We start from the raw sequence: 14,055 nt of genomic DNA on the forward strand, positions 1-14,055 counted from the left end.
CTCAGGCGGCGAGATCGGGAAGGATCGCGCCGCGCGCGGCGAACCAGGCGAGGGTGTCGGCGACGCCCGCGAGGACGTCGCGCTCGGCCCGCCAGCCCAGCAGCCGTGCGGCGCGGTCGCTGCGGGTCCAGGCGCCGGCCGTGTCGCCGGGCCGGCGCGGGGCCTCCCGGACCGCGACCCGGCTGCCGGTGACCCGCTCGAACGCGGCGACGAGCTCGCGCACGGTCGTGCCGCGGCCGGTGCCGAGGTTGATCGCCTGCGACCGGCCACCCGCCAGCGCCCGGTCGAAGCCCTCGACGGCGGCGACGTGCGCCCGCGCCAGGTCCCACACGTGGACGTAGTCGCGGATGCCGGAGCCGTCCCGGGTGGGGTAGTCCACCCCGGTCAGCGGGAACGGCTGCCCGGTGCGGTGGGCCTCCACGAGGACGCCGAGCGCGTGGCCCGGGCGCGGCAGCTGGACGCCGGTGCGCAGCCGCGGGTCGGCGCCGATCGGGTTGAAGTAGCGCAACGAGAGGACCCGGGGACCGCCGCTCGCCGCGAGGTCACCGAGCATCTCCTCGGCGACGGCCTTGGTCCGGGCGTAGGGGCTGCTCGGTGCCCAGCGGGAGTCCTCGTCGACCGCGAGGTCCGGCCCCGGCGCGTAGATCGACGCCGAGCTGCTGAACACCACGTCGCGCACCCCACCCTCGGCGAGGGCCTCGACCAGCTCCAGGGTCGCCAGCACGTTGGTGCGGTAGTAGATCCCGGGCCGCGCCACCGACTCCGGTACGACGATCCGGGCCGCGCAGTGCACGGCGACCGTGATCCCGGGGTGCTCGGCGAGGACCCGGCGCACGAGCGCCCGGTCGCCGACGTCCCCGACGTGGAGCCGGTGTCCGCGCACCAGCTCCGCCCGGCCGGTGGAGAGGTCGTCGAGGACGACCGGGCGGTGCCCGGCGTCGGCGAGGGCCGCGACGACCGCGCTGCCGATGTAGCCGGCGCCGCCGGTGACCAGGACGTCCATCACCCGCACCGCCCCGGTACGACGCCCGGCGCGCCCGCCGGCACCGGCTGGGCCAGCACCCGCTGCACCCGCAGCCCGGCGGGCACGGCGTGGAACAGGTGCAGCCGCACGGTCCGGGGACGACCGGGCTCGAAGCAGTAGAACCGCCCGGAGACCACCTGGGCGACCCGCCCGCGGGCGTCGACGAGGACGGCCTGCGCGGCGACGTACCCGCTGAGGTCTCCGCGGGCGACCAGGCCGGCGCTGACGACGGTGTCGTCGGGGAGCCTGCGCAGCGTGGCGCGGCCGGCACGGACGGAGGCAGCCGGGGTGGCGGGCCCCGCGTCCAGGGACACGGCATCGACGTCGACGCTGCGCACGTCCCCGGGCCGCGGGAGCGGGTCGGCGAAGAGCGCGACGTCCGCGCCCGGCGCCAGGCCGGTGACCGTGCAACACACGTCGCCCGCGCCGCCGGTGGTCGAGAGCAGCACCGCGCCGCGCGCGTCGGTGGCGGTGATCCTGACCCGGGCCTGCTCGACGGTGCGGGCCGAGGTGTTGCGCACGACGAGGGCGAGCTGGCCGCGGGCGTGGCCCCAGGAGACGACCTGGAGCCCGTCACCGGGCGCCGGCGCGGGGGCTGCGCTGGCGCTCGGTGACGGACGATCGGGGGTGGCGGTGGCCGAGGTGGTGGCCTTCGGCGGCCGCGGCTCGTCGTCGGAGTCGACGACGCCCGTGAGCAGCAGCAGGCCGGCACCAGCCGCGAGGGCGAGCAGGGCGAAGCCGGCGTACAGCGGCCAGACGGGCCCGGTCTTCTCGGTCCAGGGACTCATCGGCTTCCTCTTCTCGTGGGGGCATAGAGGTCGCGGTAGGCCGCGACCATGCGCTCGGACCCGAAGTCGCGGGCCAGCACCTCCTGGCCGCGGGTGCGCATCCGGTCGCGCAGCCGCGGATCGCCGAGCACCTCCTCGAGCGCCGTGGAGAGCTCGGGGACGGAGTCGGAGGCGACCAGCCGGGCGGCGCTGCCGAAGTGCTCGGTCACGCCGCTCACCCGCGAGGCGACCACCGGCACGCCGGCTCCCATCGCCTCCAGCACGCTGATCGGCAGACCCTCCCAACGCGTGGGCAGGACGAGCACGTCGCTCGCGGCGAGCAGGCGGGGGACGTCGGTGCGCTCGCCGAGCAGGCGCACGCCGGCACCGACGCCGTGGCGGGCGACCGCGGCCGCCGTCCGCGACTCGTTGGGACCGGAGCCCGCGAGCAGCAGCGTGCCGGGCACCCGGGCCGCGGCCCACGCCTCGACGAGCAGGTCGTGGCGCTTCTGGTCGACCATCCGGGCCAGGCACAGCGCGACCGGGTCGTCGGCGGGCAGCCCGAGCTCGGCGCGCGCCACCGGCCGGGGGTACGACGGCAGCGGCTCGATCGTGTTGGCGACCACCTCGATCCGCTCCGCGGGGAACCCCCAGCGGGTCAGCTGCTCACGCAGGTGGGGGGAGACCACCACGACGCGGTCGCTCGTGCGACGCAGGATCCGGGCGGCGTGGCCGGCCTCCGTGGCGCCGACCCCGTGCAGGGTGGTGAGGACGGGGACCCGCGGGCCGACGGCGAGCCGCGCGACCAGGGCGGCCTTGGGGTTGTGCGCGTGCACCAGGTCGGGTGCCGGCAGCGCGCGCAGCCGGCGCACCGAGGCGAGCAGGTCGGTGGGACGCCGCCCGACCAGGCGCAGCGGGACGTGCTCGACACCGGCCTCGCGCAGCCGCCCGACGCGGAAGCCGGGCGAGCTCGCCACCCGGACCTCGTGCCCGTCCGCCGCGGCGGCGAGGGCCAGCTCGACCGCGACGGCCTCCGCGCCACCCGCCCCGAGGGCTGCGATCACCGTCAGGACACGCATGCCATCGTCCTCGCGTAGACGTCGAGGAGGTCCTCGACCATGTGCTCCACCGCGAACCGCTCCAGCACCCGGCGCCGGGCGCTGATGCTCATCGCGCGGCGCAACGGCAGGTCCGCGGCCAGCCAGGCCAGCGCGGAGCGCAGCTGCTCGGGCCGGCCGGGGTCCACGAGGAAGCCGTCCATGCCGTGCCGGACGATCTCCGGGACGCCGCCGACGCGGGTCGCGACGACCGGCGTGCCGCACGCCATCGCCTGGAGCAGCGCCATCGGGCAGGCCTCCGCGGCCGAGCACAGCACGAACACGTCCGCCGCCCGCAGGTACGGCGCCGGCTCGGCCTGGAAGCCCGCGAACGACACCCGCCCACCGGACCCCGCGGCGGCCACCGCGCCCTCGAGCTGCGCGCGCTCGGGCCCGTCGCCGACGAGGGTGAGGTGCACCTGCGGGAGCCGGGCGGTCGCGGCGACCAGGTCGGCGACCCGCTTGACCGGCTCCATCAGCCCCAGCCAGAGCGCGCCGAGCTCGCCGCCGTGGGTGGCGACGCGCGGGGCGTCGGCGAGGAAGTCTCCGCCGACGCCGTTGTAGACGGTGTGCACCCGGTCGGGCCGGATCCCGACGTGCTGACGGGCGTACTGGGCCAGCGCCTCGCAGGGCGTCACCACGGCGGTGCGCGGGCCACTGGCGAGCAGCCGCTCCAGGCGCAGGTAGGCGAGCCGGTCACGGGCCCGGGCCGGCGCGATCTCCAGGTTGCCCGGCACCAGCGGGGCGAGCTGGTCGGGGACGCCGTGCAGGGTGTAGACCGTCGGGATCGCCGCCTGCGCCCCGATCACCCGGCCCACCAGCCCGGCCCGGCGGTCCTGGAGGTGCAGCAGGTCCGGCCGCAGTCGTCGTACGACGGCCGCGACGGCACGCGCGCCGGACAGGTCGGTCTTGCTGGTGACCTCGGCCTCGTGCACCGCGACGCCCTGCGCCGCGGCGGCCGCGAGCCGCCCACCGGGCGGCCCGACGAGGTGGCTCTCGTGGCCGCGACGGGCGAGCTCGACGGCCACCTCGACGGCGTGGTCCACCGGACCGCCGCGGTCCTGGGTGACCAGCTGCAGCACGCGCATGTCAGGAGCTCCTCGGGTGGGGGTTGAGGGCGAGGCCGAGGGCGACGAGGAGCCACACCGGCAGGTAGAGCTGCTCGCTGAGGAAGCAGGCCGCCACGAGGGCGCCGGCGAAGGCGACGAGGACGGCGTCGGCGAGCGGACGGGACCGGGCGAGCGAGCGCGCCCGGGCGGCCCCGTGGACGCCGTGGGCGAGCACGGCGCCGAAGGCGGCCAGCCCGAGCAGGCCGAGCTCGGCGCTGACGTCGAGGTACATCTGGTGCACGACGGTCTGGCGCACCTCGGTGACGCCGGCCGGCACGTAGCGGGCGGTCTGGGCCTGGAAGCCACCGGGCCCCTGGCCCAGCAGCGGGCTGTCGACGGTCATCTCCGCGGCCATGGTCCAGGTGGTCAGCCGCAGGTCGACGTTCTCGGCGGCGATGTGGTCCTTCTCGGCCAGCGACTCCGAGACGAGCGCCGCGTTCGCGGCCCACAGCACGCCGACCGCGCTCACCGCGACCAGGCCGGCGGCCACGACGGTCGTGGCCCGCAGGGCGCCGAGGTAGAGCGCCACGCCGACCATGACCGCGAGACCGACCAGCGCACCCCGGGAGAAGGTGACGGTGATCGCGACGAGCAGGACGAGGGCGCAGGCCGCCGCCCCGGCCGGCGCACGCCGGGCCAGGAGCGGTGCGAACGGCAGCGCCACCAGGAGGAAGAAGGCCAGGTCGTTCGGGTCCTCCAGCGGCCCGGCTCCACGGCCGCCGTGGGCGAGGAAGTCGCCGATCGCGACCAGCCCCGCAGCGGTGCAGGCCAGCAGGTAGGACGTCGCCAGCCGGGTGGCGAAGGTGATCGTGTCCGGGCGCGCCCGCCGCGCGGTGTCGACGAGGACGACGACCACCAGCGCGTAGGAGACGTAGCTGAGCAGGTGGTCCGCGCCGGTGCCGAGGTCCGCGCCGTGGACCACGAAGGACGCCAGGAGCACGGTCATCAGCGCCGCCAGGGCACGCATCCCGCCCTGGCGCATGCCGGCCACCCGCGGGTCCTGGGCGAGCCGGACCAGCCAGGCGAGGAAGAGCACCGCGCCGGCCACCTTGACCGCCGCCGGGTGCAGCGCGCGGAGCAGGTCGCCGAAGGGCTCGACCGCGACGTAGCCGATCGCGGCCCACTCGATGCGGCGCACCGCGACCCCGAGCACGACCAGCGCGGCCGCGCCGAGCAGGGCGGGGGCCGGCGCGAGCACGGCGGCGGTGCCCGCGACGGTCGCCGCGAGGATCGTCACCACGCCGAGCAGCAGGGCGCGGCCCGGCAGGCCGGCCCGCTCCAGGAGCCGGACGGTGGCGGCGTAGGCGAGCACCGAGAGCGTGCCGGCGACGAGCAGCCCCGGCACCGAGACCGGGCCCCAGGGCAGGAGGGCGCGGCTCACCAGGGCCGTCACCGCGAGCGCGGCGCCACCCGCGGCGACCGGCACCGAGCGGCGGAGCAGGCCGGAGCCGACCAGCCCGTCGACGTACCGCGGGGCGAGGAGGAGGGCCACGGCGAGGGTGAGCAGGCCGGCCACCAGCTGCGCGAGGGCCACCCCGGTGACGCCCCAGCGCAGCGCGGGCAGCAGGAGGCCGACCAGGGCGAGCAGGTGGAAGGCGGTCAGGCCGAGCACGACCGGGGTGCGGCCCACCGACTTGAGCGCGACGACGACCAGCTCCAGCGCGCTCAGCACCAGGCCGTAGGCCGCGAGCCAGCGCAGCGCCGGGACCGCGGGCGCCCACTGCTCCCCCAGCAGGCGCAGCTGGGGCGCGAGCACGATCATCCCGGTGTAGAGCGGTACGACGAGCAGGTGCAGCCGGAGCGCGGCGTCCGAGACGGCCTCGCCGACCGCCGCGCCGCGCAGCCGGCACAGGTGCGCGAAGACCGCGCCGCCGACGACCATCGCGATCAGCAGGTAGGGCATGTAGGCGATCCGGAAGGCCATCGAGTAGACCCCGACGTCCGCGGTGCCGAGCCGGTGCGCGACGAGCAGGTAGTCGACGTTCAGCACGACCAGGGTGAGCAGCCCGCTCGCGGCCAGGCTGCCGCCGAAGGCCAGCAGGTCGCGGGCGTCCGGCCCCGACCAGCCCGGCAGCACCGGCCGGCGCAGCACCCAGAAGAGGGCGAGCACCACGACCGCCTGGACGAGCTGGCCGTGCACCAGTGCCATCGCGCCGTGGCCCGCGGCCAGGCTGGCGACGGTGACGAGCGCGCCGACGACGTTGCCGGCGATGTCGGGGAGCACGCGGCGGCGGAAGTCCAGGGCCCGGCGCAGCAGCTCGCCGCTGACCACCGACAGCGCGGCCAACGGCGTGCACAGCACGATCCCGCGCAGCACCTCCACGCCGAGGTCGCCGGCCTGGACCAGCCCGGACAACACCGGTGCGGCGCACCACACCACCACGACCAGGGCCGCCGAGACCGCGAGGCCGAGGGTGACCGCGGTCCGCGCCGCCCGCTCGGCGTCGCCGCGCAGGTGCACCAGCGCGGTGCCGGCGCCGAGGTCGGCGAGCACGGTGGCGATGTTGAGCGCCGCCGCCGCCAGCGAGATCACCCCGAACGACGACGGGTCGAGCACGGCGGCGAAGACCAGCAGCACCAGCGTCTGGCAGGTCTTCGCGGTGACCGCACCGGTCGCCAGCCAGCCGGCACCGCGGACGGCGGGCGCCGCTGCGGTCCGGAGCGGGATCGGTGCGGTCGTGCTCACGAGGTCAGCGCCCCCGCACGGCGTCGCGCAGTGCCCGGAACGCCGGCTTCGGGGTGAGGTCGTGGCGCAGCAGGCCGAAGCCGTCGGCGTAGGCCCGGGTGGGGCCGTCGACGTCGCGGTACCAGATGATCGGGCCGACCGAGGGGTAGCGGTCGCGGATCAGCGCGACCGCCTCGCGCAGGTAGCGCGCCTGCACCGCCGGGCTCACCGGCCGGTCCCACGCGTTGCCCATCGAGTCCGGGCCGGAGGACCAGCCGAGCTCGGTCACCCAGATCCGCTTGCGGCGGTCGCCCCACTCGTCGAGGACCGCGCGCATCGCGGGCATGTGGGTCAGCCGCCAGACCTCCCCGACCGAGGGGGTGTCCGGCGCGGCGTCGCTCGGCCCGACGTACGGGTGCACGGCGAGGGCGTCGAAGCACGGCCCGGCACCGGCCCGGTAGGCCCGGCTCAGCCAGGCGTCGTCGTTGTACATCAGGCCGCCGAGCAGGACGGGTGAGTCGTCGTGCTTCTTCACGGCGGGGTACGCCGCGCACAGCAGCCGGGCGTACGTCGCCGGGTCGGCCCCCTCGAAGAAGGCGTCGAAGTTCGGCTCGTTCCAGATCTCCCAGGCGGCCACGTCCTTGCCCCAGCGCGCGGACATCAGCCCGATCGCACGGGCGTAGTCGGCGACGTCGCGCGGCGGCGCGTAGCTGCTGCCGTCCGGGCTCGCCCAGGCCGGGGTCTGCCACAGCGAGACGATCACCCGCAGCCTGTGGGCACGGGCGGCGGCGAAGACGTCGTCGAGCAGATCGGCGTACCAACGGTCCATGGCACCGGGACCTCGCGACTGCAGGGAGGCCCAGCCGACGTCCACCCGGACCCAGCCGGCGCCGGTGCGCTCCAGGGCGTCCATCACCTTCACCGCGCGCTGCGCGTCGGCGGCGTGGTGGGCGGAGAGCTGGTAGCCGAGGGCGTCGTCGGGGCGCGGCCGCCTGGTGGGGGGCGCGCTGGGTGCGGGCGCCGGGGTGCTCGCCGCGGGAGCCGACGGCGACTCCGAGGAGGCGCCGAGCTGCCAGGGGATCACGCTGCCGGCGACCCAGGTGCCGATGATGATCGCGACGAGGACGCCGCGGCGCAGGAGCACCTTCATCGCGAGCCCACCTCCGCACCCCGTCCGTCCGGGGTCTCGCGCGGCGCCCGGCCGAGCAGGTCGTGGGCGCGACGGCGCAAGGAGGGCACCGGGTCGGTCGCCCGCCGCAGGGCCGGGTAGAAGCGGCGCAGCTTGAGCCGGAACGTGCGCAGGGTGTCGGTGGCGTTGACGTCGACCCGGCCGATCGCGAGCTCGTCGGCCGCGTCCCAGATGCCGAAGCCGGCCTCGAGGCCGGCGGCCCGCACGGCCGCGCGGGCGCGCTCGTCGTGGTGGCCGTAGGGGAAGGCGAAGGAGCGCACCGGTGCGCCCACGACGCCCTCCAGGTGTTCGCGCGCCTGGCGGGTCTGGACCGTCAGCTCGGCATCGGCGAGGCCGCGCAGGTCGCGGTGGTCGGCGGCGTGCGCGCCGATCGTCATCCCCGCGGCGGCGACCTCGCGCAGGTCGGCGGCGTCCATCAGCCGGTGCCGGTGACGCTCCTCGAGCCAGTCCGACGTACCGCCGATGCGGTCGGCGGGGACGTAGAGCACGCTCGGCACGCCGAGCTCGCGCAGCACCGGCGCGGCGTGCTCGCCGACCCCGAGGTAGCCGTCGTCGAAGGTGACCAGGACGGCCTTGCGCTGCAACCGGGCGCCGTGCACCGCGGCGAGGTAGTCGTCCTCGGAGACCGGCACGTAGCCCGCCTCGAGCAGGCACTCCATCTGCCGCCGGAACGCCGCCGGGCTCACGAACATGCCGTACGGGTCGCGCGCGGCGCTCACCCGGTCGACCCCGTGGTACATCAGCACCCGGGCGCGGGGGACGCTCATGAGGTCCGCTCCCTGATCTGGTAGAGCCCGCCCGCCAGCAGCAGCACGGCGATCACGCAGAGCGCGGCCAGGTAGAGGGTGCGCGGCGGGTCCGAGCTCACCCCGGCGGCACCGGCGCGGACCACGACCACGACCTTGGCGGTGGTGTCGGTGGCGCCCAGGTCCTCGGCGCGCTCGGCCAGCCCGTTGGCGACGTCGACCGCCGCCTCCTTGTCGCCGGAGCTGGCGACGATGCGCACCGTGGCGGTGCCCGCGTCGCGGGTGGTGGTCACCTGGACCTCGGGCCGGTGCCCCCCGCTGGTGACCGAACCGGTCACCGAGGCGGCGGTCTCCGGCGCGCCGAGGGAGACGCTGTACTCGTGCGCCTGCATCTCGATGTTCTCCGCCGACTGCTCGGCCGTCACCGGCCGCAGCGCGATCGCGCTGGTGGCGGTGTACGTCGTGGGGATCAGCAGGATCAGCTGCACCCCGAAGGTCACCACCAGGGCCAGCCCGCCGACGAGCAGCCAGGTGGAGCGGGTCCGTTCACGGCGTCGCTGCGGGTCTCCGGGCGTGGTCACCATGGCGGTCTCGCTCCTGTCGGGGAAGGGGGGCGGTTCGTGGTGGTCGTCTCGGCGACGACCGCCAGGCCGAGCAGGGTCCAGACCAGGCCGGACACGATCGGGTTGCGCAGCGGCATGTCGAACAGGCAGTGCACGGCCACCGCGACCAGCGCGGCCACGACGGCGACGCCGTACGGCGTGCCGGCGTCGGGCCGCAGCACGCGGCGGCGCACGACCAGGAAGCAGCCGACGAGCACGACCACCCCGACCCCGACCCCGATCGCCCCGCGGTCGGCGAGCACGGTGAGGAAGAGGTCGTGCGGGTGCTCGGCGGGCTCGCCGGAGATGGCGCTCGCCGAGGTCGAGGCGGCGGCCTCGTAGCCGCCGGGGCCGACGCCGAACCAGGGGTGCTGCGTGGCCTGGCGCCAGGCCTCGGCCCAGATCAGCGGGCGGTCGTCGTACTGGTTCTGCGAGGGGGCGCCGAGCGAGCGGATCCGGGCCCCGACGAGGCCGAGCACCATCGTGCTGCTCGGTACGACGAGGGAGGCCGCGCAGGTCGCCACGACCGCCGCGCCGATCGAGCCCAGGGCCCGACGGGTGCGCGGCTCGGCGACACCGAGGCACACCAGTGCCACCAGGCCGCCGATCCAGGCACCGCGCGACATGCTCATCGCCCAGGCGACGGCGAGCAGGGCGGTGGCCACGCCGAGCACGGCCACCCGGGCGCGGGTGGCCGCCGTCACCAGGCACACGACGCCGACGGGCAGCAGGGCGGCGCAGAAGATGCCGAGCTCGTTGGGCTGGGCGAACGGCCCGGTGAGCCGGCCGTTGACGACGCTGCCGCCCTCCGCGGACTGCAGCGAGCCGGCCGAGGCGAGCGCGAGCGCCCCGACCACGCCGCCGACCACGACGAGCAGCTCCGAGACCTGGGCCACCAGGCCCGGGCGCTGGGCGATCCCGACGCCGACGGCGTAGCCGAGGGTGAGGAAGGAGATCACCACCAGCTGCACCGAGCGCGACGGCTCCACGCCGCCGGCCGCCGACACCACGCCGCCCGCGACGCTGAGGCCGAGTCCGAGCAGGATCGTCGACGGCGGGACGGGTGCCTGGTCGGAGACCAGGAGCCAGAGACCGATCGCGGCGGGGAGCGCCATCGCGACGTAGACGACGCTGAGGCCGAGGCCGGGCACGCTGGTGTCACCGAGCGGCAGCAGGACGACGACCGCCGCGATGCCCAGCGGCAGCAGCCGGCCGCCCGGGCCGGCGCCGGTCAGCACGACCCCGCGCTCGACCGGGGTCCACCCGGACCGCCGCCCCAGCGGCAGGACGGCGCTCATCGGCGGCCCGACCGTCGGGGCACGCGCACCGACAGCGCGCCGTAGGCCTTGGCGAGGTCGCGCGCGGCCGCGACGGGCGGCACCAGCGCCGCGGTCCGCAGCGGGGCCGGGCCGCGCAGGGCGCGCAGCAACGGCAGCGAGAGGTACGCCGCCGAGCCGGCCGCGACGAGCGCGCGACCCCGCCCACCGCGCGCCACCAGGGCCAGCGCGCCGGCGTACCCGGCGACGCGGGCGACGTCGCGGCCGAGCAGCCGGGCGTCGCCGGAGTGGCCGCTGCCCTCGCCGTAGCGGCGGTACATGGTCAGGTTGGCGCGCAGCGTGGGCCGCTGCGCCCAGGACACCTCGGCGTCGCGGACCAGCCGGGCCGTGCCGCCGGTCGCGACGATCGTGCGCCCGAAGAGCACGTCCTCGCCGGTCGCGAGGTCGACCGGGAAGCCGCCGGCCCGGCGCCAGGCGGCGCGGCGGAAGCCGATCGAGCGACCGGTGGGCATGGTGGCGTCGAAGGTGCGCCCCAGGAAGCGGCCGTAGGCCCGCACGAACGGCGTGGGCCGGGCCAGCTCCTCGACGCGGGGGTAGCCGACGGCGGCCAGCGCGCGCTCCCACGGGAGGTCTGCCTCGACCCGGTAGGTCCCGGTCCACAGGTCCACGTCCGGGTGGGTCGCGAAGGCCCGGCGCATCGCCTCGAGCCAGCCGGGTGCCGGGACGCAGCCCGCATCGGTGCACACGACCTCGTCGTGGGCCGCGGCGGCGATCCCGATGTTGCGACCCTCCGAGATGCCGACCCCGGGGCACACCAGGAGCCGGATCCGCGGGTCGCGGGACGCCGCGACCTGGACGACCTCCGCCGTCGCGTCGGTCGAGCCGCCGTCCACGACGACGACCTCGTCGCCGGCACGCAGCTGCGGGCGCAGGGCGGCGAGCAGGGCACGGGTGGCCTCGGCGTCGTTGAAGACGGTGGTGACGACGCTGAGCGCCGGGCGCTCTCCGGTGCGCCCGGCACCGGGCCGGTGCACGGTGGCGCCGAGGAAGTCCGCGAGCCGGTCGGCGGCCTCGGCGGCGTCCGGGAAGTCGCGGGCCCGGCGCTCGCCCGCCTCGCCGAGCCGCCGGCGCAGGGCCGGGTCGGTGAGTGCGTCGAGCGTGCGGGCCAGCGCGGCCGGGGCACCCGGCGGGACGGCCAGGCCACCTTCTGCGGCGACCGCGTCGACCGGAGGCACGACGACCAGCGGGACGCCGCCGGCGAGAGCCTCCAGCGCGGTCATCCCGAAGCCCTCGCGCAGCCAGGGCGCGTCGGCCGTCGGGCGGGTGAGCACGGCGACCGCGTCGAAGGCCCGCACCACCGCGCCGAAGGAGGCCAGCGCGGGCAGGAGCACGAAGCGGTCGGCGACGCCGAGCCGCGCGGCGAGCGCGAGCAGGCGCTCCCGCTCCCCCGGCTCGGCGGGGTCGGGGATGCCGGCGACGACCAGCACCCAGGCCGCGGCGGCGGGCTCGGCGAGCGCGCGCAGGGCGTCCTCAACGCCCTTGCTGCGGGCCAGCCGGGCGCCCATCCCGAGCACGAGCGTGCCGGCCGGGAGGACGACGTCCAGCTCGGCGCGGGCCTGCGCCCGCGAGAGCACGTCAGGCACACGGGCCGGGTTGAGCACCAGCGGGTTGCGGGCGGCGCGGCCCTCCAGCAGCCAGGCGCTGGTCGCGACCTGGCCGTCGGTGAGCCGGTCGAGCAGGCCCACCACCCGGCCGCCGTACGACGCGTCGTGGCGCACCCACACGACGGGGATGCCGAGCGCCCGGGCCGCCGGAACCGCCACCAGCGCGGCCTTCACGCCGTGCACCAGGACCACGTCCGGCAGGGAGCGGCGCAGCTCGGGCACCAGCCGCGCGACGAGGCCCGGCAGGTCCGCGGCCCGGCGCGGCGCGGGCAGGCGGGTGACCGGCCGGCCACGCTCGGCCCAGGCATCGGCGGCCGGACCGGCGCCCAGCGCGACCACGCGCAGGTCGAGCCGGTCCGTCGCGCCGGCCAGCGGGAGCTGCCACCGCTCGGCACCGCCGAGGACGCCGCCGAGCTGCACGACGAGCACGCGCAGCGGGTGCTCCGGCATGGCGGTCCTCCGTGGTGATCAGGTCGGCAGCGAGCTGCCCTGGCGACGCACTAGTGCGCCGGCGCACCCCCCGTGATCCATCGGAGACGGACCTTTCCTGCTCCGGTCCTGCTCCGGTCGTGCTCAGGCCGTGCGCTGGCGCGGGCGGCGCCGTCCCGGCCGGGTGCCGAGCAGCACGCTGCCCAGGACCCGCAGGCGGATCCCGCGCAGGTGGTCCGCGGCGCGCTGCACGAAGCGCGGGTGCACCCGCCCGGCGGGCACGGTGAGCAGCATCGCGCCGTGGATCGCCATGATCCGGGCGTCCTCGGAGCCGGCGACCGGCGCCGCGTGCACGACCACGACGTCGTAGGAACCCTCGGTCTCGTCCAGCAGCCCGCGGAAGCGCATCTCCAGCAGGCTCGGCGCGGCCAGGTGGGCCTGGCCCAGCGGCAGCACGTCGACCAGCGCGGTCGGGCCGGCGCACACGGCGTCGGACAGCTCGCAGGCACCGGCCAGCACGTCGTACAGGCCGGGCTCGCTCGGTGCGGACAGGGCGGGGTGCACCTCACCGTCGCGGTCGGCGTTGACGACCAGCACCCGGTGGCCGACCTCGGCGAGGGCGGCGGCGAGGTTGACCTCGGTCCAGCCCGCCCACGGGTCGGCGCTGCTCGCGGAGGTGACCACGATCAGCCGCGCGGGGTCCTCGGCGCTGGCGAACTCGATCGCGATCCGCAGCGCGCGCAGGGACTGGAACTCCTCGGCGTCCACGTCCAGCGCCGGTACGCCGGCCGGGTCCGACGGCTTCGGCACGACCCCGAGCACGGCGGTCCCGGAGACCTCGCCCATCTCCTCGGGGTCGGTCACCGTGCGGAACACCCGGTCCGCCACGGCCGCGGCGGCGATCGCCAGGAGCACGGCGAGACCGAGCCCGGCGAGCGCCGTCAACGGGATGTTGGGCCAGCTGGACGACGAGGGGACGACCGCCTGCTCGGTGACGTGGTAGTCGAAGGCCCCGTTGCTGGGGTCGTGGTCGGGCAGCTTCTCGACCACCAGGTTCGCGATCTCCGCGGCCCGCTCCGGGTCGGTGTCGGTGACCGAGACCTGGATGATGACGGTGTCCGGGACGACCTGCCCCTCCACCTCGTCGCGCAGCCGGTCGGCCGAGCGGCCCACCTCGCCGGAGATGTCGGCGAGCAGCGGGCGCGACTCGGCGACGTCGGCGATCGTCCCGAGCAGGTCGGTGTAGCTCGCCGGCGAGGTCGCCAGCTCCGCCTTGGGCGTCGCGGCCACCCGCGCGGAGGCGGTGTACTGCCGGTCGACCAGCACCAGCCCGGCCGCCACCACGTTCGCGACGAGCGCGACGACGAGGAGCACCACCCAGCGGCGGCGCCACAGCAGGGCGCCGAGCGCGCGGAAGCCGCCGCGCACGGCGACCGACGCCGAGCCGGTCTCCTCGGTGGGGGAAGCAAGAGACGACATGGGGATT

Annotated in this window: 11 protein-coding genes; all 11 read right to left on the reverse strand. The window is 76.7% G+C overall.

What is annotated here, in order from left to right; genetic code table 11:
• Position 1 precedes the first annotated feature (1 nt).
• Positions 2-1,003: a UDP-glucose 4-epimerase GalE gene (gene galE, locus MRBLML1_RS04700; protein ID WP_364512092.1), complete on the reverse strand. Its 1,002-nt coding sequence runs from the start codon at positions 1,001-1,003 to the stop codon at positions 2-4.
• Positions 1,003-1,812: a hypothetical protein gene (locus MRBLML1_RS04705; RefSeq protein ID WP_364512095.1), complete on the reverse strand. Its 810-nt coding sequence runs from the start codon at positions 1,810-1,812 to the stop codon at positions 1,003-1,005. Before MRBLML1_RS04705 ends, galE begins: the two co-directional genes overlap by 1 nt.
• Positions 1,809-2,870, reverse strand: coding sequence for a glycosyltransferase family 4 protein (locus MRBLML1_RS04710; protein WP_364512097.1), 1,062 nt, complete (start codon positions 2,868-2,870; stop codon positions 1,809-1,811). Before MRBLML1_RS04710 ends, MRBLML1_RS04705 begins: the two co-directional genes overlap by 4 nt.
• Positions 2,858-3,976 carry a glycosyltransferase family 4 protein gene (locus MRBLML1_RS04715; RefSeq protein WP_364512100.1) on the reverse strand — a complete coding sequence of 373 codons (1,119 nt, stop codon included), beginning with the start codon at positions 3,974-3,976 and terminating at the stop codon, positions 2,858-2,860. Before MRBLML1_RS04715 ends, MRBLML1_RS04710 begins: the two co-directional genes overlap by 13 nt.
• A 1-nt stretch (position 3,977) precedes the next feature.
• The gene (locus MRBLML1_RS04720) at positions 3,978-6,683 is read right to left on the reverse strand and encodes an oligosaccharide flippase family protein (RefSeq protein WP_364512103.1); all 2,706 of its coding nucleotides are present in this window, start codon (positions 6,681-6,683) and stop codon (positions 3,978-3,980) included.
• Between the two features lie 4 nt (positions 6,684-6,687).
• The gene (locus MRBLML1_RS04725; RefSeq protein ID WP_364512106.1) at positions 6,688-7,812 is read right to left on the reverse strand and encodes a cellulase family glycosylhydrolase; all 1,125 of its coding nucleotides are present in this window, start codon (positions 7,810-7,812) and stop codon (positions 6,688-6,690) included.
• A complete protein-coding gene (locus MRBLML1_RS04730; RefSeq protein ID WP_364512109.1) occupies positions 7,809-8,618 on the reverse strand; it encodes a polysaccharide deacetylase family protein in 810 nt (269 codons plus the stop codon). The genes MRBLML1_RS04725 and MRBLML1_RS04730 overlap by 4 nt, the downstream gene beginning before the upstream one ends.
• Positions 8,615-9,181 (reverse strand): hypothetical protein, encoded by a 567-nt coding sequence (locus MRBLML1_RS04735; protein ID WP_364512112.1) that lies wholly within the window; start codon positions 9,179-9,181, stop codon positions 8,615-8,617. Before MRBLML1_RS04735 ends, MRBLML1_RS04730 begins: the two co-directional genes overlap by 4 nt.
• Positions 9,175-10,497 carry an O-antigen ligase family protein gene (locus MRBLML1_RS04740; protein ID WP_364512115.1) on the reverse strand — a complete coding sequence of 441 codons (1,323 nt, stop codon included), beginning with the start codon at positions 10,495-10,497 and terminating at the stop codon, positions 9,175-9,177. Before MRBLML1_RS04740 ends, MRBLML1_RS04735 begins: the two co-directional genes overlap by 7 nt.
• Positions 10,494-12,590, reverse strand: coding sequence for a glycosyltransferase (locus MRBLML1_RS04745; RefSeq protein ID WP_364512118.1), 2,097 nt, complete (start codon positions 12,588-12,590; stop codon positions 10,494-10,496). The genes MRBLML1_RS04740 and MRBLML1_RS04745 overlap by 4 nt, the downstream gene beginning before the upstream one ends.
• Before the next feature lie 123 nt (positions 12,591-12,713).
• Positions 12,714-14,048 (reverse strand): AAA family ATPase, encoded by a 1,335-nt coding sequence (locus MRBLML1_RS04750; protein WP_364512121.1) that lies wholly within the window; start codon positions 14,046-14,048, stop codon positions 12,714-12,716.
• Between the last annotated feature and the right edge of the window lie 7 nt (positions 14,049-14,055).

The sequence above is a fragment of the Nocardioides sp. LML1-1-1.1 genome (assembly GCF_040676175.1).
Lineage (GTDB): Bacteria > Actinomycetota > Actinomycetes > Propionibacteriales > Nocardioidaceae > Nocardioides.